Here is a 20942-nt window from a genome sequence, read left to right as displayed (position 1 = left end):
ATCGGCTCGTCACGGTTAACTATCAGGCAGGAATAAACCGGTATTCCGTCACGCTGGCGTATTCTTCGCCCGGTCGCAGGAAGCAGTCTGGCTGCGGCCATTCCGGATGACTTGGGCTGTCAGGCAGAAACTCACTTTCCAGCGCCAGTCCCTGCCAGTCTTCGTAGGCGTCAGGCCCACGGGATGGTGTGCCGCCGAGGAAGTTACCGGAATAGAACTGCAACGCCGGGGCAGAGGTGTAGACCTCCATTTGCAGTTTTTCATCCTGGGACCAGACCATGGCGACCGGTTTGCGGGCATCGCCTTGCGTCTGTAACAAGAAAGCGTGATCGTAACCTTTCACCTTGCGCTGATCGTCATCGGCCAAAAATTCGCTGTCGATGCGTTTAGGTGCACGGAAATCGAACGAGGTGCCCGCCACGGGTTTCAGTCCGTCATGCGGGATACCCATTTCATCAACCGGCAGGTACGTATCGGCCAGAATCTGCAGCTTGTGCTGGCGGACATCCGTTTTGTCGCCGTCGAGGTTGAAATAAACGTGATTCGTCAGATTCACCGGACAGGGCTTATCCACTGTCGCACGGTAGGTAATCGAAATACGGTTATCATCGGTCAGGCGATATTGCGCGGTGGCGCAGAGGTGACCCGGAAAGCCCTGATCGCCATCGTCAGACGTTAAGGCGAACAGCACCTGACGGTCATTCTGATTGACTATCTGCCAGCGACGCTTGTCGAAACCGTCCGGCCCGCCGTGCAGCTGGTTGTCGCCCTGGCTTGGTATTAATTCAACGGTTTCGCCGGCAAAAGTATAGCGGCTGTTGGCGATACGGTTAGCGTAGCGGCCAATCGAGGCCCCCAAAAATGCGGCCTGTTGTGGGTATTGTTCCGGGCTGGCGCAACCGAGTAATGCTTCGCGCACGCTACCATCGCTGAGCGGAATACGGGCAGACAGCAGGGTTGCGCCCCAGTCCATCAGCGTGACCACCATCCCTGCGTCATTGCGCAGGGTGAGCAGGCGAAACGGCTGACCGTCCGGAGCCTGCACGGGGATTTCGTTTAACATTGTCCGGCTCCTTGTGAGGGTTTGCAGACGTAGAATGTTTCTTTGATACCGGTTTTTGCTTCGTACTGCCCGGCGACAGCCTGCTTCACGGCAGGCACCAAATCTTGTGGGATCAGCGCCACGATGCAGCCGCCGAAGCCGCCACCGGTCATGCGTACACCGCCTTTATCGCCGATGGTCGCTTTGACAATCTCTACCAGCGTATCAATTTGCGGCACGGTAATTTCAAAGTCATCGCGCATTGAAGCGTGAGATTCCGCCATCAATTGACCCATGCGTAGCAGATCGCCTTTTTCCAGCGCCTGTGCTGCTTCAACGGTACGCGCATTTTCTGTGATGACGTGGCGGACGCGTTTGGCGACAATCGGATCCAGCTCATGGGCGACGGCGTTAAACGCTTCAAGGCTGACATCACGCAGCGCTGGCTGCTGGAAGAAACGTGCGCCGGTTTCACACTGTTCGCGACGGGTGTTGTACTCACTGCCAACCAGCGTACGTTTAAAGTTACTGTTGATGATCACCACCGCCACACCTTCCGGCATGGAAACGGCTTTGGTGCCCAGCGTACGGCAGTCGATCAGCAGCGCATGATCTTTCTTGCCCAGCGCGGAGATGAGCTGGTCCATAATGCCGCAGTTACAGCCGACAAACTGGTTTTCAGCTTCCTGACCGTTCAGGGCAATCTGCGCGCCGTCGAGCGGCAAATGATAGAGCTGCTGGAATACCGTACCCACAGCGACTTCCAGCGAGGCAGAAGAACTTAAGCCTGCGCCCTGCGGGACGTTACCGCTGATCACCAGATCAGCACCGCCAAAGGCGTTATTGCGCTTTTGCAGATGTTTCACTACGCCACGCACGTAGTTTGACCACTGCTGGCTGTCGTGGGCGATAATCGGCGCATCAAGCGAGAACTCATCAATCTGATTGTCGTAATCAGCGGCGATCACGCGGACTTTTCGATCGTCGCGCGGCGCACAACTGATAACGGTTTGATAGTCGATGGCGCAGGGCAGAACGAAGCCGTCGTTATAATCGGTGTGTTCGCCTATCAGGTTTACGCGACCCGGAGCCTGAATGGTATGGGGGGCAGGGTAGCCAAACGTTTCTGCAAACAGAGATTGTGTTTTTTCTTTCAGACTCATTATTTAAACTCCGGATTCGCGAAAATGGATGTCGCTGACCGCACGCAGTCGTTCAGCCGCTTGTTCTGCCGTCAGGTCGCGCTGGGTTTCTGCCAGCATTTCGTAACCAACCATAAACTTACGTACGGTCGCGGAACGCAGCAGCGGCGGGTAAAAGTGTGCGTGCAACTGCCAGTGACCATTATCTTCGCCGTTAAACGGCGCGCCGTGCCAGCCCATAGAGTAGGGGAAAGAGCACTGGAACAGGTTGTCATAACGACTGGTCAGTTTTTTCAACGCCAGCGCCAGGTCAGCACGCTGTTCGTCGGTCAAATCAGTAATACGCAGAACATGCGCTTTCGGCAGCAGCAGCGTTTCGAACGGCCATGCAGCCCAGTAAGGGACAACCGCCAGCCAGTGCTCGGTTTCTACGACCGTACGGCTGCCGTCCGCCAGTTCGCGCTGGACGTAATCAACGAGCATTGGCGTGCCCTGTTCAGTGAAGTACGCTTTCTGTAGGCGATCTTCACGTTCGACTTCGTTGGGCAGGAAACTGTTGGCCCAAATTTGTCCGTGGGGGTGCGGGTTCGAGCAGCCCATCGCCGCGCCTTTATTTTCAAATACCTGCACCCAGGGATAGGTTTTGCCTAACTCTGCGGTTTGTTCCTGCCACGTCTGTACAATTTCTGTCAGCGCAGGGACGCTGAGCTCTGGCAGCGTTTTACTGTGATCGGGCGAGAAGCAGATCACGCGGCTGGTACCGCGTGCGCTCTGGCAACGCATTAGTGGGTCGTGGCTGTCGAGCGCGTCCGGGGTATCAGACATGAGAGCCGCAAAGTCATTAGTGAAGACATAGGTCCCGGTGTAATCCGGGTTTTTGTCACCGGTAACGCGCGTATTGCCCGCGCACAGGAAGCAGTCCGGATCATGCGCGGGCAGTACCTGCTTAGACGGAGTTTCCTGCGCCCCCTGCCAGGGGCGTTTGGCGCGATGCGGTGAAACGAGGATCCACTGCCCGGTGAGCGGGTTAAAACGGCGATGTGGATGATCGACAGGATTGAATTGCGTCATGATTGGTCCTTAATCCGAATATCCCTGTGGATGGCGTGATTGCCAGTGCCAGGTATCTTGTGCCATTTCATCCAGTGTACGCGTCACGCGCCAGTTAAGTTCGCGGTCTGCTTTGCTGGCATCGGCCCAGTAGGCAGGCAGATCGCCGTCGCGTCGCGGAGCAAAATGGTAGTTCACTGGCTTACCGCAGGCTTTGCTGAAGGCGTTGACCACATCCAGTACACTACTACCAACGCCAGCGCCAAGGTTGTAAATATGTACCCCTTGCTTGCCCGCCAGTTTTTCCATAGCGACAACGTGACCGTCGGCAAGATCCATCACGTGGATGTAATCTCGAACGCCGGTACCGTCTTCGGTCGGGTAGTCATTACCAAATATGGCCAGAGACTCACGGCGGCCCACGGCAACCTGCGCGATGTAAGGCATCAGATTGTTAGGGATGCCCTGCGGGTCTTCGCCCATGTCTCCTGACGGATGTGCGCCAACTGGATTGAAATAGCGTAACAACGCGATGCTCCACTCAGGTTGTGCTTTTTGCAGATCGGTCAGGATCTGTTCCACCATCAGCTTACTTTTGCCGTACGGACTTTGTGGTGTACCGGTCGGGAAGCTTTCAACGTAAGGAATTTGCGGCTGATCGCCATAGACTGTGGCGGAGGAGCTGAATATGAAGTTTTTCACGTTGGCGGCGCGCATCGCATTGACCAGACGCAGAGTGCCGTTGACGTTGTTGTCATAGTACTCCAGCGGTTTAGCAACGGATTCGCCGACGGCCTTCAGACCGGCAAAGTGGATGACCGTATCGATGGCATGATCGTGCAGGATTTCGGTGATCAGCGCTTCGTTACGGATATCACCTTCGACGAAGGTCGGATGTTTTCCACCTAAACGCTCAATAACGGGCAGTACGCTGCGCTTACTATTGCAAAGGTTATCAAGGATCACGACGTCGTGGCCATTCTTAAGCAACTGCACACAAGTGTGGCTTCCAATGTAACCGCTACCACCTGTAACCAATACTCTCATAATTCGCTCCGTTATGCCTATATCATGTAATGAAGATAGCATAACAAAGTTGTGAAAAGTGTGACATGGAATAAATTAGTGGAATCGTTTACACACTAATATTTTCACATATTGGTAGTGGTTATTTTATTTTAAATCATTACGTTAGGTTGTTATCTCAGCGTTTGTCTGAAAAAAAAGCAGAAAAAAGGGCGTGTTCAAACGCCCAGGCATGAAAATTAACGCAGTGATGTTTGTTGATAGGCGTAGATATCGCCTTCGGGCACAAACTCCAGTCGGTGGGTAATGCAGGCGGGTGCATCTTCAGCATGGTGAGAAACAAACAGCAGTTGGGTTTCACCTTCACCGATCAGAACATCAACGAAGCGGCGGATCAACTGGCGGTTTAGCGGATCCAGCCCCTGCAAGGGTTCATCAAGGATCAATAGCGTAGGGTGTTTAACCAGCGCGCGCACAATCAGCGCCAGCCGCTGTTGTCCCCAGGAAAGGCTGTGGAAAGGGGCGTCTGCAGTGCGTTTATCCATTCCCAGAATATCCAGCCACTGTTGTACCAGCTTGTGTTGTCTGTCTGATACGGCCTGATAAATACCGATGGAATCGAAGTAGCCTGAGAGAATGACGTTACGCACCGTAGTGCTTACCCGGTAATCCAGATGCAGGCTGCTGCTGACGTAACCGATGTGTTTTTTGATATCCCAGATAGTTTCACCGCTACCCCGACGACGGCCAAACAGCGTCAAATCATTACTGTAGCCCTGCGGATGATCGCCGGTGATTAAACTGAGCAGCGTTGATTTTCCCGCACCGTTTGGACCGACAATCTGCCAGTGTTCCCCTGGGTTTACCCGCCAGCTCAGATGATGAAGAATCGGGCGATCATTATAGGAAACGACCCCGTCGTTGAGCATAATCCGCGGTTCGTTCTCAGACAATATGCGACGTACGGAAGGCTCATCCGGTTCGGGCAGGGTAATACCATCAAGTCGTTCGCTATGGGCTAGTTGGGCGATTAACGCTTGTTGCAGAAGACCCGTTTTTTCACCAGTTTCTGTCAATGTGCAATCGGCGAGTACGCCAGCAAATTGCACAAAATTGGGGATCTCATCAAAGCGGTTTAACACCAGCACTAACGTAAAACCGGCCTGATGTAACGCTGCGAGCAGCTCTGCCAACTGGCAACGTGAAGCCACATCCAGTCCGTCAAACGGTTCATCAAGGATCAGCAAATCGGGTTCAGACATCAGTGCCTGACAGAGCAGAGTTTTCCGCGTTTCGCCGGTGGAAAGGTATTTGAAACGTCTGCTGAGCAGTGAGGTAATACCAAACTGCTGTGCCAGGGCGGCACAGCGAGCAGGATCGCTGACCTCATCCTGAATAATTTCCGCAGTAGTACGCCCGGTATCGTCTTCGCCTGGGCTCAGAAGATCGGTGTTGTTACGCTGCCATTCGTCGCTGACCAGCTTTTGTAACTGCTCAAAGGAGAGACGGGTTATACGCGTGAACTGGCTGTGGCGTTCGCCTTTTAGTAACGGTAATTCTCCGGCGAGCGCACGCGCCAGTGCGGATTTTCCGCTGCCGTTAGACCCCACAAACGCCCAGCTATCACCCGCGTTTAACGTCAACGAATTCAACTGAAGCGTTTTGGTATCACTCAGACGAAACATGCCTTGCGAAATTTGCAACGATGACATTTTGTATCCCATTTTTTGCAGCGATTAATAACAGGGATACGTGTTCTTCAGGCCGATGTCAATCACTCAGCACAGCGTTGCGATAATCACCCTGTCTGCGTTGAAATAGGCCGTGACATTCGCGCCTTCGTGCAGCGTCGCGGTATTTTCTGTCGGAATGGTCGCACACAGCGTCTGACCGTCTGGTAGCGTCATCAATACCTCGCACTGTTCCGCGCCGCGTTCGATATGGCTGATGGTGCCTTGCAATTGGTTATCGGCGGCCTGAGCGATAGCGTCATCCTGGGTAATTCCGACCCACGGCGCTTTCAACAGGATCAAGACTTCTTTGCCTTCATCAAGCCCCAGACGTTCACCGCTCTGCGCGGTAATCGCGACTTTCAGCCGGGTTGCGCCATCAGCCAGCAGGACGTCAACATGCTGCTGAACCTGGTCGTGGTCGCGCGCGGTTATTGTGCCAAACCACTGGTTACGAGCGCTGGTTTGCAGTGAAAAACGAGAGATGGCCGCCAGCAGACTATTAAGTGGAACCGCATCGTCATCGCTGAGGACATCGAAGGCTTTTTGCTGAATTTGCGCCAGCAGGTCGTACAACTGAATCAGGCGCTGGCCGTAGCGGGTTAACACTGCACCGCCGCCGCCTTTGCCTCCGGTGGCGCGCTCTACCAGCGTCTGCTCACTAAGCTGGTTCATTTCGTTAATCGCGTCCCAGGCGCTTTTATAACTGATACCTGCATCCTTCGCGCCCTGACTGATGGAGCCGGAAAGCGCAATGTGCTTAAGCAGAGAAATGCGGCGGGGATCGGCAAACAGTTTTTGCTGAAGTTTCAGTGTAAGTAGGATTTCGGCCTGCATAACAAGCTCCTGGCAAAAAAGGGTATTGTGACGGAAAACCGCGCCTGAGCAAAGCCGACCGCACAAAAGGGGAGTGCTTTTCTGTGTTATGTGGTTAGAATACAACTAAGGACTATATCTGGAGTTGACCATGTTAGAGTTATTGAAAAGTCTGGTATTCGCCGTAATCATGGTACCTGTGGTAATGGCCATCATTCTGGGACTGATTTACGGACTGGGTGAAGTGTTCAACATTTTTTCCGGTATCGGTCAGAAAGACCAATCCAGACAGAACCATTGATTCCCCGAACGCCCGCTTAGCCGGGCGTTTTTTATTGCTCATTATCCAACTGCGTTAGTTCCTCAAGATCCTGCTTTCCCTGCCGATATTTTCTTTGTGTAACCTCTAATTGGTAGTAATAACCGCTGGGAAAATCCTGATTTACTCGTTATATTTGCGCCTACATAACGAAACTCAAAGGAGTTACAGATGGCACGTACATGGTTACGCTTGTTTGCAGGGGCAACACTTTCTCTTTCTGTTGCCGGACATGCACTGGCGGATGAAGGTAAAATCACAGTGTTTGCAGCGGCGTCGTTAACGAACGCGATGCAGGATATTGCCGCAGAATATAAAAAAGAGAAGAACGTTGATGTCGTTTCTTCTTTTGCTTCTTCTTCCACGCTGGCGCGCCAGATTGAAGCAGGCGCACCGGCCGATCTGTTTATTTCTGCCGATCAAAAGTGGATGGATTACGCGGTAGACAAAAAGTCTATCGATACCGCAACGCGCAAAACGCTGCTCGGTAACAGCCTGGTCGTTGTCGCGCCGAAAGCCAGTGCACAGAAAGACTTCACTATCGACAGCAAAACCAACTGGACCAGTTTGTTGAACGGTGGACGTCTGGCCGTTGGCGATCCGGAGCATGTTCCGGCGGGCATTTATGCCAAAGAGGCGCTGCAAAAACTGGGAGCATGGGATACCCTGGCACCGAAACTGGCTCCGGCTGAAGATGTTCGTGGCGCATTGGCGCTGGTTGAACGCAACGAAGCCCCGCTGGGCATTGTCTATGGTTCTGATGCCGTCGCCAGCAAAGGCGTAAAAGTTGTGGCGACCTTCCCGGAAGACTCACATAAAAAAGTGGAATACCCTATCGCGGTTGTTGATGGCCACTCCAACGCAACGGTCAGCGCGTTCTATGATTACCTGAAAGGACCGCAGGCTTCTGAAATCTTCAAACGTTATGGATTTACGACCAAGTAATGATACTGACCGATCCTGAATGGCAGGCCGTCTTACTGAGCCTGAAAGTTTCTTCCCTGGCCGTGTTGTTTAGCCTGCCGTTTGGGATCTTCTTTGCCTGGCTACTGGTACGCTGTAAGTTCCCGGGCAAATCGTTGCTCGACAGCGTACTGCACTTGCCGCTGGTACTGCCACCGGTTGTGGTGGGGTACCTGTTGCTGGTGGCTATGGGGCGGCGCGGATTCATTGGCGAATGGCTGTATGACTGGTTTGGCATCACCTTTGCCTTTAGCTGGCGCGGTGCGGTACTGGCCGCGGCAGTGATGTCTTTTCCTCTTATGGTGCGGGCTATTCGTCTGGCGCTGGAAGGTGTTGACGTCAAGCTGGAGCAGGCGGCCCGCACTCTGGGAGCCGGGCGTTGGCGCGTATTCGTGACCATTACCTTACCGCTGATGCTGCCCGGTATTATTGTCGGTACGGTGCTGGCGTTCGCGCGTTCACTCGGGGAATTTGGCGCAACCATTACTTTTGTTTCTAATATCCCAGGCGAAACGCGCACCATTCCTTCGGCGATGTACACCCTCATCCAGACGCCTGGTGGCGAAAGCGCGGCGGCAAGGTTATGCATTATTTCTATCGTGCTGGCGCTGATTTCGCTGCTCATTTCTGAGTGGCTGGCGCGAATTAGCCGTGAACGGACGGGGCGATAATCATGCTGGAACTTAATTTCTCCCAGACGCTGGGAACCCACTGCCTGACGCTCAACGAAACGCTGCCAGCCAGCGGTATTACCGCTATTTTTGGTGTCTCTGGCGCGGGCAAAACCTCACTGATTAACGCCATCAGTGGTCTGACCCAACCACAGTCCGGGCGCATCGTGCTCAACGGTCGGGTCTTAAACGACGTCGAGAACGGTATCTGTTTAACGCCGGAAAAACGCCGGGTGGGCTATGTTTTCCAGGATGCGCGCCTGTTCCCGCATTATAAAGTACGCGGCAATCTGCGTTACGGTATGGCGAAAAGCATGGCCGGACAGTTTGATAAGCTGGTGGCGTTGTTGGGCATTGAACCCCTGCTTGACCGTCTGCCAGGCGGTCTTTCTGGCGGTGAAAAACAACGTGTCGCCATCGGTCGGGCGCTGCTTACTGCACCGGAGTTGCTGTTGCTTGATGAGCCGCTCGCCTCGCTGGACATTCCGCGTAAGCGCGAACTGCTGCCTTACCTGCAACGCCTGGCGCGTGAAATTAATATTCCGATGCTGTATGTCAGTCACTCGCTCGATGAAATTTTGCACCTGGCGGACAAAGTGATGGTGCTGGAAAACGGGCAGGTGAAAGCGTTTGGTTCGCTGGAGGACGTCTGGGGCAGCAGCGTGATGCACCCCTGGCTGCCGAAGGAACAGCAAAGCAGCATTCTGAAAGTCAGCGTACTGGAACATCATCCACACTATGCGATGACCGCGCTGGCGCTCGGCGATCAGCATCTGTGGGTCAATAAGCTGGATCAACCACTGCAAACCGCGCTGCGTATTCGTATTCAGGCATCAGATGTTTCACTGGTGCTCCAACCGCCGCAGCAGACCAGTATTCGTAACGTGCTGCGGGCGAAAGTCGCGCAGTGCTATGACGATAACGGTCAGGTGGAAGTACAGCTTGAGGTCGGCGGGAAAACGCTGTGGGCGAGAATTAGCCCATGGGCCAGGGATGAACTGGGTATCAAGCCTGGCCTGTGGCTGTATGCGCAAATTAAGAGCGTGTCGATTACTGCCTGATTACAACAGGTGGGAATAGATAAATTTCGCGATGCTGTCGGTGGTGTTGTCACCAATCACGATGTTGGCGCGGGCTTTGACTGCATCATCGGCATTGCCCATCGCCACGCCGGTACCTGCGGCTTCCAGCATACTGATATCGTTGAAGTTATCGCCAAAAGCGATCACGTTTTCCATTGATCCGCCCTGGGCTTCAATCCACTGGGCAAGGCGTCGTCCTTTGCTGTTGCCTTTACGGGCCACGTCAACCTGATTATGCCAGGACCACTCACACTCCAGCCCCAGTTGCTGTTCAACATGTTTACCAAACTGCTGCAGCTTTGGAATATCTTCGTCAGTCAGGGCAAATTTCCACACGGCGTTAACGTCATGCGCCGCCTGCGCCAGCGAAGGTACCTGGGTGAAGGTCGGGCGCTGTTCCGGCGGCAGGGTTTGCGCCCAGTTAGCGGTACGTACCACATGCCCGGTCGGGCGCTCATACAGCATGGCCTCATCCACATACATCAGCCCGTGGATCTGATGTTCATCCAGCATTTCGATCAGCTGTAATGCCTGGTCTACCGGAAGGGGATCGGATTCCAGCACCTTTTTCGCCTGATAATCATACAAGTAGGTACCGTTGCAGCAAATTGCAGGTGTATCCAGCGCCAGTGCCTGATAAAAAGGATGAATAGCAACGTGATGGCGACCCGTGACAATGATAAGTTGGTAGCCTGCTTCTCTGGCGCGCGAGAGCGCTTCGAGAGAGGAGGGCAGCAAGGTTTTCTTCGGGGTCAACAGGGTACCGTCTAAATCCAGGGCAATCACGCGTGCGGTCATAGGTTTTTCCAGATTAAGGTTGAGAATTTTGTCTGCTGGAATGGTACACCGAGACGGGAGCCGGACAAAATTCTGAGCCTTAATTAAGCATTCACCGTTAAAAGCGTCTACCTTAGGCGTGTGTCAGGCAATTGCAGCCACCTGCCAAAAGCAAAGGAGTTTTCATGAAGCAAACCGTTTATACCGCCAGCCCTGAGAGTCAGCAAATTCACGTCTGGAGCCTGAATCACGAGGGGGCTCTGACGCTGACACAGGTGGTTGATGTGCCGGGTCAGGTACAGCCGATGGTCGTCAGCCCGGATAAGCGCTATCTCTATGTTGGCGTGCGCCCGGAGTTTCGCGTGCTGGCTTACCGTATTGCGCCTGATGACGGTGCGCTGACCTTCGCGGCAGAGTCTGCGCTGCCGGGGAGCCCGACCCATATTTCTACCGATCATCAGGGGCGTTTTGTGTTTGTTGGCTCTTATAACGCGGGCAGCGTGAGCGTCACCCGTCTGGAAGATGGCCTGCCGGTAGGGCTGGTTGACGTGGTTGAAGGTCTGGACGGCTGCCACTCGGCCAACATCTCACCGGATAACCGTACCCTATGGGTTCCGGCGTTGAAACAGGATCGTATCTGCCTGTTCACCGTCAGCGATGATGGTCATCTGGTCGCGCAGGAGCCGGCGGAAGTGACTACCGTTGAAGGCGCAGGCCCGCGCCATATGGCATTCCATCCGAATCAGCAATATGCCTACTGCGTGAATGAGTTGAACAGTTCTGTCGATGTCTGGGAGCTGAAAGATCCGTACGGCAAGATTGAGTGCGTACAGACGCTGGATATGATGCCTGCTGATTTCTCTGATACCCGCTGGGCGGCAGATATCCATATTACGCCAGATGGTCGTCATCTGTATGCCTGTGACCGTACCGCCAGCCTGATTACGGTCTTTAGCGTGTCTGAAGATGGTAGCGTACTGACTAAAGAGGGTTTCCAGCCGACCGAAACCCAGCCGCGCGGTTTTAATATCGACCACAGTGGGAAATACCTGATCGCCGCCGGGCAAAAATCGCACCATATCGCGGTGTATGAGATTGCAGGCGAACAAGGCCTGTTGACGGAGAAAGGTCGCTACGCGGTAGGGCAAGGTCCGATGTGGGTGGTGATTAACGCGTACTAACAATAGCGACGCCCGTTAGCGGGCGTCGCTATCTGTAAGATTGATTGCGAATGCTTTTGCTGTTTCTGTCTGTTTGATCCCCTTCTATAGTCAGTTGTACTCGCGTTTTTGTTGACGGCCTGTACCTCTTTTTCTTTAGCGCTGAATACCAGCGCCTGTTTTTGAAAAAAATGCTTTTCTACCAAAAATTGGAGCATTTTTTATAATCTTTTAATGTGCTTTTATAGTATTAATAATCCCGCAGAGTTATTTTTACATTAATTTTGCGAATGTAATTATTATCTGTTTTTATAATGTTATGGTATTAATTATTAATTCTCTCAATGTGAAAAATATTTTCTTTCCTATATGGGGTATATATGTCTGATTTAAGTTTCAGTGTTGCAAGTAGATCTTTTTGTGATTCATTAGCAGATAAAAACATTGTAAAAAAAAGACCGCCAGTGGAGAGTAGGGGGCATCTTGCTGATAATCTCCAGTCAGTAAAACGGTCAGATAAAAAGATAAATGTATCTGATGGGATTCGCAAAATTAATAATTCCCATGAATTAGATAAAGCGAATGTCCATCACAAACATCATCATAAATCGATTCAGGTTCAACGTCATCAAAGTAACAAAGGAAAAATTGAACATGCAAAATTAGGAAATAAAACTAACAAAGAATTTATTAATGAAATTAAAAATAATAATGGAGTTATAAACACTCGTGGTAATCGCATTCTTCCGTTATATGCTGGATGCGAGGTACAAATGTCTGTTAATGGCAAAAATGTAATAGTTAAGCCCTCTTTTGATTCAGTTGGCCAGGTTGAGTTTTGCATTGCTAAACGCGGCAAGGAAGACGTTATAGCCAGAACATTGACGAAAAAAGATATTATCACTATGCTTTCAGAAGCAAAGCATAAATATAATAACACTTTATATACAGTAGATATTAACGGAATTACACTCCCCCCTTCTCCAAAAGGTGAGAAGAAATTTATTCCATGGAATCATATTCTGGCTACTGCCCCTGAAAAAACCACTAATGCCAATAAGTATCAGGGAACAATGGCTAAGGGTGGTGAACTTATTTTATTTATCGATGAGAGTCAAGGGGGAGGGAAAAATCTAGCGGAGGTAAAACAGGAAACGATAATACCACTCAATAATATTATTGGGCGGCGAACGCTGAATACCGATAGTGATTTTCCTATATATATAGATGATGAAAAAGGGAAATATAATAAATTTAGCGCTAGCGATACGGTTTCACCTTCTTTAAATGACATCGATAATAGGTTAAACAAAAGAAAGGAAAGTGCTGATCATGCTGCCCGTAACCTTCAGAAGGCCGAAAAAATGGCTGTCAAGGCTGAAGACGCGGCTAAAAAGAGTGATGCTACTGACAAAGAAAAGGCCTATGCAATAAAGGCAAGAAAAGACGCAGACAAAGCCCAGAGTAAAAATGATGCCGCTCAAGCCGCTTTACGCAGTGTACGGGAGGGCATGATTACTATTTATTTTGAAATGGAAAGGCAATACGGTACGGCAGCCGTAAGAATGCTACAAGATTATATCATTCGTGTTCTGGTTGATAGAGATCTCAAGACACTCCATATTGATCGCGAAGGGAATATGAATGATGCAAGCAGGATGATTCTTTTACAAGCAGCCTCTGTATGGACAGAGAATGAGGGGCGTTTCATCGAATATGTTGCCAAAGAGCATCACATACCTTTTTTGCACCCTGATTTGATGTTTGCACAAATTCGTTCTGCGGATAAAATACGAGGATCTTTAGGCAACATAGTTCCTCGCAGTCTAAATGATCTTGTCAAAGAAGAACGCGGTATCCTTGAATATTTGTATGGACGACATGATTTGCAAGCGCTATCCGCATCTGAGCGGGTTGAAATGATGGTTATTATTCAGTGCGTAAAGGATGGTGTGAGCCTCAGGCGTTTCTCGCCAATGATGTTACGTAAATATCTCCCCATTATTGAAGAAATAGCAAAAGATCGCAAAAATATACTTTCAATGGATCATCAGTATGGGAAAATAATCACCTCTAATGACTCCCTTAGACACAAGGCAAGTGAGGAATTATATTCATTGCTGCGCATTATTAGAGAGAATAAAGCAGATATAGCCAAATGCGAAAATATGATAACTGATCACCTTTTTAAGGTTGATTTAGGACGTAAAAATGAAATTATTAATAACTATGCTAATTTATTACGCCACAACCCATTGATTTTAGAAGTGGAAAAAACGCATTCATACGCAAAAGACCTCGAGCAAGTAAAACATGAAATTAATGGCTTGTTGCTTGGTAAAACAAATCTTGAGGCTGTCGGTAAGTTATCAATGCGTCAAGAGATAAAGGATATTCGGCATAAATTAAAAGAGTTATCCACGCTAAAAGAAAAATTAGAGATTGCCGTTAGTTATTGCAATACAGGAAGTGAATCTACTATCCAATTTATTGGTGAAAATGAAAACGTTTTAAGCATTAATTCTATTCACGAATACTTCAATACTTTATCAACTTTATCAGTGGATAAAGGTAAAAAAATAAGAGATGCTTTGGTAAAAGATTATCGCGCTAATATCACTAAGATGATATCCGGTAGCAGCGCACAAGATAAAATGTATTACTTTGAATTTTATATTCAAAAATTCAGTTCTCTGTCCAAGGATTATCAGGACCGGATCAAATCTGGAACCGCTTCAGATAATGATAAATTCCTCGCTAAACTTTATTCCCATGAAGCTAAAAAAATGACCAGTCGGTTCAGTTATTATCTTTCGCATTTGGAAAAAGTAGGGATAAATAAACTGGAAAATAATTTACGTCCTGTAACGCAGAATGCGTTACACATGATAATACCAAAAAGACCAGAAGAAATTAAAGAAAAATTTGTAGCATTAAATGGTCATGATAAACACTCGCGTAGGCAACAGAGTGTGCTTAAAATTGCACAGGAACTGGCAATCCAGGTAAAAATAATGGTGAATTGGCTTAAAGAAGACAATATGCCGAATGCTTTATTGATGGCCCAGTCTTTGGCTGAACAATTAAATACGGTGGTAAATAATCTCGAAACGGGTGAGCAACGTCCACAGGATGTTGGGGCAGAACCAGAGCGGGTGATTGTACAAGCCCAGGAACTGTTAGCACAAATTAACAAAAGTGGAAATAAATCACAATTATTGAATTATGCTCAGACATTAGTAACGCAATTTAATGAATTGAAAGAGCAATTAATGCGTGCAAATACGGCCCCAGATGGCGCTTTTTTGCGTACCAGTGCAATCGCTAATCATGATGAAAGCGGCCCTTCTTACGCCCGGTTGGATACCAAAGATGTGACGTTACTTAGGGCATCTTATAAAATCAGAAATGACAGCAAGGCGTATGAAAAACATTGGGAGAAAATTAAAAAAATTTATATTGATGCGGGCGCAAATGAAGGGTTGTATGATATTGCAGTCAACGATACGGGACTAAGCCTTGCTTATAAAAAGGAAGGTAAGGATGTTATTATTCAGTATGCCCGTAATGGAGATGTTCAGCCTGCGATTGATATGTCTACCTGGCGAGTTGTACCTTCAGAAAAAAATAAGGATGATCAATATAAATCCAATCACAACTTGTTTGTTGAAAAAATGATTGATCATGCTACGAGAGCTATCATCACTCCAGATATAAAAGATGAAGTGACTATGCAGGCTCTTAAATTATATGTGAAAGGTGCTTTTGGCCAGGATATTAATATCGTTGACGCTAAAAACTTTAATGTTAATCCCAAAGCTATCAACATCATCAGGCATAGTGATGGTTCGGCTCAACTGGTCACTATAAAAAATGGAGTAAATGAAATACATAGAAAAGAAACTGATATTTTTAATGTTGTTAGTCATGAGTTGGATGTGAAGGTCGGTAAAAAACGAGATATAGCACAGGATTCTGTTTCTTCAGAATTCATCAAAAATAAAGCAGAGGGTATGCTTTTTTCTCCAGATCTACAGATTATTGTAAATCAAGTAGATGTCAGAAGGCCAAATGATGAAAATAGCTCTGAATATAAGGAGTACTTAAACAAGAAGCAAAGTCTGGGTGCCTTAAAAGAAAAAATAATAAACATAGGGCATTTTAATAAATTTATTTTGCGCTTACCCGAAGGGACCGCCTTTCGCATGACTAAGGATGGTTTTTTGCAAACGGCTGGTATTAATGGCGGTAATGCTATTCTTTCGCAAGTTTACAGCCATAGTGAAGGACGCATTGAAAATGCGGAGTATATTCCTCAGGTTATGACTTCAGATTCTATATCCACTGGTGTAGCGCAAGATGCAGATTTACTCAATCTAATGTTGGATTTGGATGATATCCCCAATCCAAATGTACCGAAAAAGCAAGTGGCACACGATCTGGATGCTATATTAGGTGAGTTGTCTGCAACATTGCCATCAACAGAAAGTTCTGCTAATAAATTGCAAGCTGCTTATAAAATATCAAGAAATACTAAACCTGACATCGCGTTAACGTCTTCTGATAGGGGTGTTAATGCAAGTAGTATCACTGATGTGGCTCAGGAGGCGGCGACTCAAAAAAATGAACGTGTAGTAGTAAGTGATCGAGATACTGTAAATATTGAATCTCAAAATAGAACTTTGACCTCAGCAGATACTGTTAACCAACCTCAGCAAGTTAAAGATGTTGTAGATATTACAAGTGAAATATCAGATTTAAAGACGAAAATTCTCGATGCGATTGATTTCAAGAAGTTCCATTCACAAATTGATGGCGAAATAGCTGTTTTAGCTCTTTACTCATATTTGGCAAGTAAAGGCAGTCGTCTTCATGTTTGGCGCGCAGATGGACTTGGTAATGGATTGATTAATCGTGTTGACTTTAACGAGGGAGTGGTAAATAGAGGATTAGATATAGGGACGAAGTTGGAAACTAACAAGGATATTCACATTATTTTAAAAAACGGACATTATGATGGCTTTAGCCCATCATCAATGAAATCTGTTCAGGTACACGGTGATGGTAACTGTCTTTTTCATTCTGCGGCGGCGATGTTAAATCGAATTGCAATGAATAATGATGCTGCAATGAAGGGTGACTATCTCAATGCCATGACAAAAGTACATCTGGAAGACAATTTCGATAGGTTTGTTACGGCATTTTTTCATGCTTATGATGAAGTTGAAATTAGTCGGATGCAGGATGGAGACCTTAAAACCCATTCCCAAAAACTGTTCAGTCTTGTGAAAGAATATAAAAAATCCATAACAAAAACAAAAGAAACTGTCGCTGTACAGCTCGCAGATGATTTACCTCAAAGCAAGACTTCAGAACGCGGACTCAGCAGAAAAGAACTCAACCGCCTTTACAGCAACCGGGCAGTGTTGGTGCAATAAGTAGATAGGTATGTTCAGGGATGGCGGTAAGCCATCCCTTTTCGCTGTTATTGCTTCGGCTCGGCAACCACTTTGCTACCGATACCGCGGTTGTTGTATTCCCACATGCGGTTGAAGTTGGTGTCGTTCAGGTTGCGCTGGATTTCACCTTTGTCATCTTCCGCACCGGTATTACCGGCAAACGGGCGTTTTGCGATAACGCTGTCAGCCCATGGTTTTGCCATGTTAAAGCCTTCGTTAATCACGCTGTCACGGATAACGACCTGGCCGTTAGTGTTGGAATCGACATCCAGTGATCGGCCTAACTGTGCCACGCCATCGCCACTTGCCGTGAAGCGGCTATTAATCGCCAGGAAACCGTAGTAGATGTTTGACAGAGTAGCCGGTGCGAACACGTAACCTTCCTGCTGCGTACGGGAATTCACAACACGGAAATCGGTGTTCTCGAACACCACTGCGCCACGACCAGAAACGATATCCACATCACCTTCAATGTAGCTGTTGGTTACCAGAGTACGCGGTTGACGATCGTTTTCCAGACGGTTTTGTACGCCGCTGTTGGTCACGAAGAAGGTGTTCTGACGTCCCAGAATGTTAACCTTGTCGATCTGCACTTTATCGCCATCGGTACGCAGCGCAACGGCCGGGTGATTACCTGCATCAACGCTGTCACCGAGGTTATTTTCGATGGTCAGGTTCTGCAATTGCAGGCCGTTATTCTGCGACCAGACGACAGCAGAACACATCACGCCGATGTTGGTGCCGCGCTTGTTCTGGCAATTATCATACATATACCACGCAGGTTTACCCGGCATATATTTACCGCCTGGGTTCACCGTACGACGCCAGTCCGCGGTGCTCATTTCGCCATCAATAGCCTGGCCAATTTTCACATCCAGCGGTTTTTCGCCCATACCGTACAGCGTCAGGCTTCCCGTTGCTGCCGGGATGTAGACCGTGCCCTGATACTCACCTGGCATAATCGCGATGTACTGACGTTTGTTGGTACGTTTAATGATTGCCGCATCAACCGCGGCCTGAATGCTGGTATGCGTCACGCCCTGGGTGCCTGCCGGGCCAACGACAAAGTCAGGCTGTGCGGGCAAAGTAATAGAAGAGGGGCTCCACGGCGCAGTGTTTGGCGTCAGTGCGGAAAAATAGTGCGCAGCGACGAAATTTTTCGCTTCATTGGCCGACAGAATCGGGCGCATAGACGTTCCTGGCGCGGTCTGATCGGAAGGAATTTGATCGGGCGGTGTAGAGCTACAGGCGGTCAGCGTCACGCCAAAAGCCATAGCCAGCGCCAGACGGGAAACTGATGAAATGTTCACAGGTTGCTCCGGGCTTTGAAAGTTATCCATTGAAGCCTGCTTTTTTATACTAAGTTGAGCGAAACGGGAAGGTGAAAAGGTAAAAAGTTGTTTTTTATCGCAGCAATCTCGGGTGTAGAGAGTCCTTATATCACAATTAGATAACAATTTTGGTCCCTCAGGTTGACAACATCCACAGGATGCAAAATAAATGTCTATACAACCTATGACAAGTGGTGAGTCGAATGCAGCAATTTTTCCCTGATGATGCTATCTGGCGTAATGTCCGCCTGGCGACCATGGATCCTGAACGTGGTACCCCATATGGGCTGGTGGATGGTCACGCGCTGATCGTCCGCCAGGGCAAGATTCGCGATATCGTCCCGGAATCATCGTTATATCTCACACATGACAATACTTTTGATATGCAGGGCCGGCTGATTACGCCGGGTCTGATTGACTGCCATACGCACCTGGTGTTTGGCGGCAATCGTGCAGGTGAATGGGAACAGCGGCTAAACGGCGTTTCATACCAACAGATCAGCGCCCAGGGGGGCGGGATCAATGCCACCGTGTCGGCGACGCGCAGCGCCACGGATGAGCAGCTCTTACAGCTGGCGCAGGGGCGAATGGAACGGTTGATCAAAGAAGGCGTTACGTTGCTGGAAATCAAATCGGGCTACGGCCTGGATTTGCCGACAGAAGAGAAAATTTTACGCGTCGTGGCTGCGCTGGCGGCAGAAAATACCGTCGAAATAAGCCCGACGCTGTTAGCTGCACATGCCACACCGGCGCAGTATCGCGATGATCCCGATAGCTATATTACGCTGGTTTGCGAGACAATTTTGCCGCAATTGTGGGAACAGGGTTTATTTGAAACTGTTGACCTGTTCTGTGAAACCGTGGGCTTTACGCTGGCGCAGAGCGAACGCGTCTTTCAGGCCGCGCAGGCGTTGGGTATCCCGGTTAAAGGTCATGTCGAACAACTGTCATTACTGGGCGGGGCGCAGTTGGTAAGCCGCTATCACGGCTTATCCGCCGATCACATTGAATATCTGGATGAAGCGGGCGTGGCGGCGATGAGCCAAAGCGGTACGGTCGGTGTGCTATTACCCGGCGCTTTTTATTTCCTCAAAGAGAAACAGCGTCCACCAGTCGAGTTATTACGTCAGTATCAGGTTCCGATGGCGGTGGCGACCGACTACAACCCCGGCACCAGCCCGTTTATTAGCCTGCACTGGGCGATGAATATGGCCTGTGTACAGTTTGGCTTAACGCCGGAAGAGGCATGGGCGGGGGTAACCCGTCATGCTGCCCGCGCGCTGGGGCGTCATGCCACTCACGGTCAACTGAAAGCCGGGTTTGTGGCCGACTTTGTGGTGTGGGATGCCGAACTCCCGGTCGAAATTCTCTATGAACCTGGTCGCAACCCAATCTATCAACGTGTATTTAAAGGGCAACCATCATGACCAACTGGCAACCCGCTTCTCCTGCGCTCTGGCAGGGACGTGATGACCGGGCCGAATCGCCGAATGCGCTGCGCCTGTTTCAGACTATCACCCAGAGCCCGACGTTTAGCCCAGAAATGTATCGCGAGCAGATAGCGTTGCTCGGGTTTGCCTGCGACGAAGGTGTTAAACGTAATCAGGGGCGCACGGGAGCTGCCGGAGCGCCGGACGCGCTGCGTAAAGCACTGGCCAATTTAGCCAGTCACGCGGGTCATCAACGGTTGGTCGATTTGGGAAACATTGTGGCCCAGGCCTCCGATCTTGAGGGCGCGCAGCAGGCGCTACGCAATGCGGTACAGCGCTGCCTGCAGGCGGAGATGCGCACCTTCGTGTTGGGCGGGGGACATGAAACGGCATTTGCGCATGGTGCAGGGGTGTTGGATGCCTTCCCGCAGGCAAAAGTGGGGATTGTTAACCTCGATGCGCACCTGGACCTACGCTACGCCGAACAACCCACTTCCGGTACGCCGTTTCGTCAACTGGCGCACCTCTGTGAGCAACAGCAGCGTGAATTTCATTACGCCTGCGTTGGCGTCAGCCGGGCGGCAAACACCCAGGCGCTTTGGGATGAAGCGCAACGGCTGGGGGTTACCGTGGTCGAAGATCTGCACTGTCATACGGCGCAGGCGCAGCTGGCGCAATTTGTTGCAAACATGGATGTCATCTATCTGACAATCGACCTCGACGTGCTGCCGGTGTGGGAAATGCCCGCCGTATCCGCGCCTGCCGCGTTGGGTGTCCCGCTGGCGACGTTGTTGGGGCTGATTGAACCTCTGTGTCGTAGCGGTAAACTACAGGCGGTGGATATGGTTGAATTTAATCCACGCTTTGACGATGATGGCAGGGCGGCGCGGGTTGCGGCGCGATTAGGCTGGCAAATCGCCCACTGGTGGCAATGACATACCTGA

16 protein-coding genes are annotated in these 20942 nt (G+C 49.7%); 8 read left to right on the top strand and 8 right to left on the bottom strand.

From position 1 onward, the window contains the following. Positions 1-22: 22 nt before the first annotated feature. From galM to modE, 6 genes are all read right to left on the bottom strand, one after another. Entirely contained in the window at positions 23-1063 is a 1041-nt protein-coding gene (gene galM / locus G8S19_RS15425) for a galactose-1-epimerase (RefSeq protein WP_199969320.1), read from the bottom strand. Then, complete coding sequence (gene galK, locus G8S19_RS15420) at positions 1057-2205, bottom strand: galactokinase (protein WP_199969319.1); 1149 nt, start codon at positions 2203-2205, stop codon at positions 1057-1059. The genes galM and galK overlap by 7 nt, the downstream gene beginning before the upstream one ends. Before the next feature lie 3 nt (positions 2206-2208). Beyond that, on the bottom strand, positions 2209-3255 hold the full coding sequence (gene galT / locus G8S19_RS15415) for a galactose-1-phosphate uridylyltransferase (RefSeq protein ID WP_253685514.1): 1047 nt from the start codon (positions 3253-3255) through the stop codon (positions 2209-2211). A 9-nt stretch (positions 3256-3264) separates the two neighbouring features. Next, positions 3265-4281 (bottom strand): UDP-glucose 4-epimerase GalE, encoded by a 1017-nt coding sequence (gene galE / locus G8S19_RS15410; protein WP_040232497.1) that lies wholly within the window; start codon positions 4279-4281, stop codon positions 3265-3267. A 218-nt stretch (positions 4282-4499) separates the two neighbouring features. Continuing rightward, complete coding sequence (gene modF, locus G8S19_RS15405) at positions 4500-5972, bottom strand: molybdate ABC transporter ATP-binding protein ModF (RefSeq protein ID WP_142879501.1); 1473 nt, start codon at positions 5970-5972, stop codon at positions 4500-4502. A gap of 66 nt (positions 5973-6038) precedes the next feature. Further along, on the bottom strand, positions 6039-6827 hold the full coding sequence (modE, locus tag G8S19_RS15400; RefSeq protein WP_086523629.1) for a molybdenum-dependent transcriptional regulator: 789 nt from the start codon (positions 6825-6827) through the stop codon (positions 6039-6041). A gap of 130 nt (positions 6828-6957) precedes the next feature. Here modE and G8S19_RS15395 point away from each other — a divergent pair, with 130 nt between their 5' ends. From G8S19_RS15395 to modC, 4 genes are all read left to right on the top strand, one after another. Beyond that, positions 6958-7107 (top strand): AcrZ family multidrug efflux pump-associated protein, encoded by a 150-nt coding sequence (locus G8S19_RS15395; RefSeq protein ID WP_003023026.1) that lies wholly within the window; start codon positions 6958-6960, stop codon positions 7105-7107. Positions 7108-7296: 189 nt separating this feature from the next. Next, the gene (gene modA, locus G8S19_RS15390) at positions 7297-8070 is read left to right on the top strand and encodes a molybdate ABC transporter substrate-binding protein (RefSeq protein WP_048212228.1); all 774 of its coding nucleotides are present in this window, start codon (positions 7297-7299) and stop codon (positions 8068-8070) included. Further along, positions 8070-8759: a molybdate ABC transporter permease subunit gene (modB, locus tag G8S19_RS15385; RefSeq protein ID WP_253685512.1), complete on the top strand. Its 690-nt coding sequence runs from the start codon at positions 8070-8072 to the stop codon at positions 8757-8759. The genes modA and modB overlap by 1 nt, the downstream gene beginning before the upstream one ends. Before the next feature lie 2 nt (positions 8760-8761). Further along, entirely contained in the window at positions 8762-9820 is a 1059-nt protein-coding gene (gene modC, locus G8S19_RS15380) for a molybdenum ABC transporter ATP-binding protein ModC (RefSeq protein ID WP_040232493.1), read from the top strand. Here modC and G8S19_RS15375 read toward each other — a convergent pair whose 3' ends face one another. After that, positions 9821-10639, bottom strand: a complete 819-nt coding sequence (locus tag G8S19_RS15375) for a pyridoxal phosphatase (RefSeq protein WP_253685510.1) — start codon at positions 10637-10639, stop codon at positions 9821-9823. It lies immediately after the preceding gene. A 164-nt stretch (positions 10640-10803) separates the two neighbouring features. On the opposite strand from G8S19_RS15375, the gene pgl reads away from it, so the two are divergent. Together pgl and G8S19_RS15365 are read left to right on the top strand one after the other, a co-directional pair. Continuing rightward, complete coding sequence (pgl, locus tag G8S19_RS15370) at positions 10804-11799, top strand: 6-phosphogluconolactonase (protein ID WP_253685508.1); 996 nt, start codon at positions 10804-10806, stop codon at positions 11797-11799. A 359-nt stretch (positions 11800-12158) separates the two neighbouring features. Beyond that, on the top strand, positions 12159-17216 hold the full coding sequence (locus tag G8S19_RS15365; RefSeq protein WP_253685506.1) for a cell envelope integrity protein TolA: 5058 nt from the start codon (positions 12159-12161) through the stop codon (positions 17214-17216). Positions 17217-17263: 47 nt separating this feature from the next. Here the strand turns inward: G8S19_RS15365 and G8S19_RS15360 are convergent, their stop codons facing one another. Further along, positions 17264-18547 (bottom strand): putative acyl-CoA thioester hydrolase, encoded by a 1284-nt coding sequence (locus G8S19_RS15360; RefSeq protein WP_124021274.1) that lies wholly within the window; start codon positions 18545-18547, stop codon positions 17264-17266. A 224-nt stretch (positions 18548-18771) separates the two neighbouring features. Between G8S19_RS15360 and hutI the strand changes: the two genes are divergently transcribed. After that, positions 18772-19995 (top strand): imidazolonepropionase, encoded by a 1224-nt coding sequence (gene hutI, locus G8S19_RS15355; RefSeq protein WP_253685504.1) that lies wholly within the window; start codon positions 18772-18774, stop codon positions 19993-19995. Then, positions 19992-20933: a formimidoylglutamase gene (gene hutG, locus G8S19_RS15350; RefSeq protein ID WP_253685502.1), complete on the top strand. Its 942-nt coding sequence runs from the start codon at positions 19992-19994 to the stop codon at positions 20931-20933. Before hutI ends, hutG begins: the two co-directional genes overlap by 4 nt. Positions 20934-20942: the final 9 nt, after the last annotated feature.

Origin of the sequence: Citrobacter sp. SX206 (genome assembly GCF_024181025.1) — a bacterium.
Taxonomy (GTDB): domain Bacteria; phylum Pseudomonadota; class Gammaproteobacteria; order Enterobacterales; family Enterobacteriaceae; genus Citrobacter; species Citrobacter youngae.
This window is presented reverse-complemented; position numbering and strand designations above follow the sequence as displayed.

Excerpts from the sequence above, each read along its gene's own strand:
- galM (WP_199969320.1), bottom strand. The coding sequence starts at position 1,063 with ATGTTAAACGAAATCCCCGTGCAGGCTCCGGACGGTCAGCCGTTTCGC.
- galK (WP_199969319.1), bottom strand. The coding sequence starts at position 2,205 with ATGAGTCTGAAAGAAAAAACACAATCTCTGTTTGCAGAAACGTTTGGC.
- galT (WP_253685514.1), bottom strand. The coding sequence starts at position 3,255 with ATGACGCAATTCAATCCTGTCGATCATCCACATCGCCGTTTTAACCCG.
- galE (WP_040232497.1), bottom strand. The coding sequence starts at position 4,281 with ATGAGAGTATTGGTTACAGGTGGTAGCGGTTACATTGGAAGCCACACT.
- modF (WP_142879501.1), bottom strand. The coding sequence starts at position 5,972 with ATGTCATCGTTGCAAATTTCGCAAGGCATGTTTCGTCTGAGTGATACC.
- modE (WP_086523629.1), bottom strand. The coding sequence starts at position 6,827 with ATGCAGGCCGAAATCCTACTTACACTGAAACTTCAGCAAAAACTGTTT.
- G8S19_RS15395 (WP_003023026.1), top strand. The coding sequence starts at position 6,958 with ATGTTAGAGTTATTGAAAAGTCTGGTATTCGCCGTAATCATGGTACCT.
- modA (WP_048212228.1), top strand. The coding sequence starts at position 7,297 with ATGGCACGTACATGGTTACGCTTGTTTGCAGGGGCAACACTTTCTCTT.
- modB (WP_253685512.1), top strand. The coding sequence starts at position 8,070 with ATGATACTGACCGATCCTGAATGGCAGGCCGTCTTACTGAGCCTGAAA.
- modC (WP_040232493.1), top strand. The coding sequence starts at position 8,762 with ATGCTGGAACTTAATTTCTCCCAGACGCTGGGAACCCACTGCCTGACG.
- G8S19_RS15375 (WP_253685510.1), bottom strand. The coding sequence starts at position 10,639 with ATGACCGCACGCGTGATTGCCCTGGATTTAGACGGTACCCTGTTGACC.
- pgl (WP_253685508.1), top strand. The coding sequence starts at position 10,804 with ATGAAGCAAACCGTTTATACCGCCAGCCCTGAGAGTCAGCAAATTCAC.
- G8S19_RS15365 (WP_253685506.1), top strand. The coding sequence starts at position 12,159 with ATGTCTGATTTAAGTTTCAGTGTTGCAAGTAGATCTTTTTGTGATTCA.
- hutI (WP_253685504.1), top strand. The coding sequence starts at position 18,772 with ATGCAGCAATTTTTCCCTGATGATGCTATCTGGCGTAATGTCCGCCTG.
- hutG (WP_253685502.1), top strand. The coding sequence starts at position 19,992 with ATGACCAACTGGCAACCCGCTTCTCCTGCGCTCTGGCAGGGACGTGAT.